Below are 4421 nucleotides of genomic sequence, written 5' to 3'. Positions count from 1 at the left end.
TTGGATAAAATTTTTTAAGGGGGAGAATATGTCAAATTTAATAAAAGAAAATAATATTTTTGAAGAAGTAGAAAAGAGATGTCAAAGTTTTATTGAAAGCGACCCATTGATAAACGCCTATCGAAAAAAAGAATGGGAAGGTTATTTCCATAAGGCAGAATTATTAACAGAGCGAGAAGAGGGAATAAAAGAAGGCGAAGAAAATAAAGCAATCTCAATAGCCAAAACCTTAAAACAAATGAACATAGATGATGCATCTATAAGTAAAGCTACGGGATTAAGTATTGAAGAAATTGAAAAACTTTAATTACAAAAATAAAATTTAATTGCGATTTTCAATAATCCCAACTTCCTCTTCACTCAACTCATACAATTCGTAAACCATCCTATCAATCTCCCTCTCAATTTCAGACACATCCGCATTGAAATTTTTACTTTTAATCTTCAAAATTTCATCAACATTATTTATAATTTTATCTGACAATTTTTTATTTTTAGTATCTATTTTTGGAATAGGAAGAACTTCAATAGACATAGCTAACATTCTCACACCTGAACTTCCTAAAGAAACATTATTTTTAGTAAAAAACCACCAATATAATTTTGAATTTAATAATCCTAATAATAATTTTAAATTATAATTTGGGCTAATCATCATATAAGCATTATTAGTAAGAAAAGAATTTTTATCGTCAAATGAATACGAAGCATTTAAACAAATTTCTTGATAAACTATTTTTGGCTTTTCAAAATCTTCAATATATGTGCAATTTCTCAAATTATAAGGCGTAATTCCTTTATCTTGTCGAATTTCCAAATCCGAATAATATTTATCTAAATGTTTTTTAATCGCTGGATATTTATTAATATCAATAGGCGAAATATTTTTTTCTTTAACTCCATTATGAGTATTTATTAAATATAAATTTTGAAATTCATAATTATATCTGTTTATATCTCTTCCTCTTATTAAAGGCTTTATCAATTCCGCAGATTTTTTATCTTCCGCAATCAATTTATTTTTTGTCTTTTCGTCAATTATAAACGCTTCATTTAATCCCGTAGTAATTCCTCTGTTAATAGAAATTCCAAAATCTTTTAATGGAATTCCTATTTTTTCTATTTTCTTTTTCAAATTTAAAATTTTACTCTCGCCGAAAATAAAAGCGTTTTTGTTAAGCTCGCCTTGTTCTATTTTATTATATTCCAAAAAATCCAAATTATTATCTTTAGGATTTGCATACAAAACGACTTGCGATTTATTCGGTTTTTTCTTTCTAAACATTACTATGCTTGTGTCTACCGTTGCCGAAGCGAAAACTTTTATTCCGTTCAAATCTACAAATTCCAAAATCGAAGTATTTTTTAGTAAAAAGTCTCGCAAAGGTTCGCCGTAGCCCGCTCTCGTAAATTTATTTGAAGTTATAAAATTTAAAATTCCGTTATCTTTCAAAACTTTAAATCCTTGCTCGTAAAAATAAGTATAAATATCGCTCGTGCCTTTATAAACGCTAAAAAGTTTTTGAAGGTTCGGTTTCAATTCTTTAATCTCTTCTTGCCTTATATACGGAGGATTGCCGATTATCAAATCAAATCCTACAAAGCCTCCATCGTCATTCAAAATTTCTGGGAATGCAAATCTCCATTCAAAAGGACGCTTCGCTTCCAAATTATAAATTTCATTATATTTTTTAATCAATATTTCAAAATCTTTTTTCGCTTCGTTTTTATTAAATTCGTTAACAAAAAGATTTTCTTGTCCAAAAAACCTTTTCAAATTTTTATCGTCTTTAACCAAATAATTTCCGTATTTTTCGCTATATTCTCTGCATAATCTATGGAATTTATTAATTTGTTCAAAAAATTTATCGTTAAGGCAAAATGTCCTAAAACTTTCAAGCAGTTCTTTTATTTTTTCGTCTATTTCGCTTTTGCTACTATAAACGCCGTCTTTATAATTTTTTACCAATTCCTTATATTCCACAATTTTATCTTGTATATTCGGATAGCGATTTAAACTCTGATTAATGTCGAAATAAGAAATCAAAGAATTCCCGCATTTAATATTTATGTCGATATTCGGCAAAGTTTGAAGATTATGATAATTTCCGTTATCAAAACTCAAATAATAACTGTTTTTTAATAATTCAATCCAAAGTCGAAGTTTCGTAATCTCGCAGGAATTATTATTAATATCGACTCCGAAAAGATTATTTTCTATAATAGATTTTTTAAGATTAAAAATTTCCCGCTGAATTTTATGATTATCGTTTTCAAATTTTGGACGGCTATATTCAAAATTTTTTCCCTGCAAATCTTTAATTAAAATCTCATCGTTTTCAATCCTCAAATCCGAAATTGGAATATTAAGAAGCCCGAGCTTATAATAAATATAAACCGTTTCATTTAAAGCCGAAACTAAAAAATGCCCGCTCCCAACCGCCGGGTCACATATTCTAATTTCCTCCAAAATATTTATAGCCTTATCTCTAAAATTAAAATCGGCGTTCATATTCGCTAAAATTTGTTTTTGAAGTATATCCAAATTATCCGCATTCAAACCGTTTTCTCTAAATTTTTGCAAAACTATTTTCTCCAAACTTTCCTTACACATATAACTTGTGATAAAACTCGGAGTATAAAAACTGCCTTCTTTATAACCGTTTAATTTTTCAAATACGAGTCCCAAAACGCTCGAATTAATCAAATCTTTTTGAGCGAGTATATTTTCGTTATCGTCTCTCGCCCCAAAATCGAAAGAATTTAAAAATTCAAAAATCATTTTAAGCCAGTCTTCTTTTCCTTTTTTAGCATGTCCGCTTCCGTCTTTAATCTGCGTATTCTTAAAATATTCCAACTTCAAATTTGAAAGCTGCGAAATATCTATAATTTCTTTTTCCGAGCGAGTAAATAAACTTGAATTCAAATAAGGCAAATATGCCAAATCTTCCGCCGTTTGTCCGTTTCTATCTTCTTTATTTTTAGCCAGAATATTAAAGAAAAGATAATTTAATTTATTATAATCTTTAATTTTCTCAATATTCAAAAATCCCAAATTCTTATCGTTATTAAAATTAATCAAACTCGATTCCAAAAGTTTTAAAAATAAAATTCTGTTTATCCAAATAATCAAAATCTCCAGAACCTTTTCGTTAATTTCGTTTTCTTTTTTGTCTCTTTTATCTTCGGGCAGTCTCTGAAGTATATTATAATAAAGCGTTCCCTCTCTATCAATCGAATTCTTGCTCGGAACTATAAGCGTCTTTCCGTTTATAATTTTTTCCGAAAGCCCGAGTATATGCAAAAGTTCGTCATAGAATCCTTTATTAAGTTCGTTCGCGTCATTCGGATTAAATTCCTGAAGTAAAAAATCTCTGCTGAAAATCTTAAAATACGGTTTCAAATATTTAAAATTAGTTTTAAAATTTTTATTCTCTTTCAAAATATCCGAAATACCATTTAAATCTACAAAAGTTCCTTTAAGATTAAAATTCTTACGCTCCAAAATATTTTTAGCTTCCAAATAAAATTCTTCCGTTTTTCCGTTAAACATAGAATTTTTATTTTTAAAACTTTTATATAACATTTCAAAATCTTTATTTCGATAAAATACTTTTTCAAATTCTTTAGCCTCAAAAATATAGAATTTGTAAAAATCCGTAAGAATAATATATTTTATAGAAAAATTATTTTCTTCTCTAATCCTAAAATAATATAAAACAGCTTCATGCAAAGCCTTGCAATTAGCATTATTGTCGCCGAAAAAATCTTTATCGTTCGGTTTTTTAGCTTCGATAATAATTTGAATATTTGAATCTTTAACAATCGACAAATCGATTTCGCTTTTGCCTTTCATTTTGGATTTTATTTGAGTTTCAAAATTTATATTATTAAAAAACGGAGCGAGACAATTAGCGACTAAAAAATCTTCGTTTTGATTTTTATGTTTTTCCAATGTTTCAATATAATTAATCAAACTTTCTTTAAATTTTTCAAATTCGTTTTCTAAAATTTTATATCTATAAAAATACTGATTTATAAAATCTTTAACTTCAATTTTTACAAATTCCAATCTCTCCGCCATCACGAACTCCAAATTTTTATATATTCATTTTATAGAAATTATTACAATTATGCAATATTTTATATATTGTCAAAATAAAACCGTCCATTGTAAGCAAAACCAAAAAAACTGTCATTGCGAGGCTACTGCCGAAGCAATCCGCTTTAATAAATTTAAATTCTAAAATATAATTTTATTAGTTAATTACAATTTTTTAATTAAACAAAAAGTATAAATAAAATTTTTATATTCAGAATTTATTTTTTAATATAACTAATTTATATTTTACAAAAAGAACATATATTTTGCATTCTTTAATAATACAATGAATAATAATGCAGCCAAGTATTAATTATTT

At 26.8% G+C, this 4421-nt stretch carries 2 protein-coding genes; one reads left to right on the top strand and one right to left on the bottom strand.

Going from position 1 to position 4421, the window contains the following annotated elements:
* The first annotated feature begins 28 nt into the window (after positions 1 to 28).
* Positions 29 to 307, top strand: a complete 279-nt coding sequence (locus ACR0QS_RS11495; RefSeq protein WP_432633590.1) for a hypothetical protein — start codon at positions 29 to 31, stop codon at positions 305 to 307.
* A gap of 15 nt (positions 308 to 322) precedes the next feature.
* On the opposite strand, the gene ACR0QS_RS11490 is transcribed toward ACR0QS_RS11495, so the two are convergent.
* A complete protein-coding gene (locus ACR0QS_RS11490; RefSeq protein WP_432633589.1) occupies positions 323 to 4084 on the bottom strand; it encodes a DUF7149 domain-containing protein in 3762 nt (1253 codons plus the stop codon).
* Between the last annotated feature and the right edge of the window lie 337 nt (positions 4085 to 4421).

Source organism: Brachyspira sp., from assembly GCF_050873525.1.
Taxonomy (GTDB): Bacteria; Spirochaetota; Brachyspiria; order Brachyspirales; family Brachyspiraceae; genus Brachyspira.
This window is presented reverse-complemented; position numbering and strand designations above follow the sequence as displayed.

What these genes read in the sequence shown, in the direction of transcription:
- ACR0QS_RS11495 (WP_432633590.1), top strand. Translation starts at nt 29, where the DNA reads ATGTCAAATTTAATAAAAGAAAATAATATTTTTGAAGAAGTAGAAAAG.
- ACR0QS_RS11490 (WP_432633589.1), bottom strand. Translation starts at nt 4,084, where the DNA reads ATGGCGGAGAGATTGGAATTTGTAAAAATTGAAGTTAAAGATTTTATA.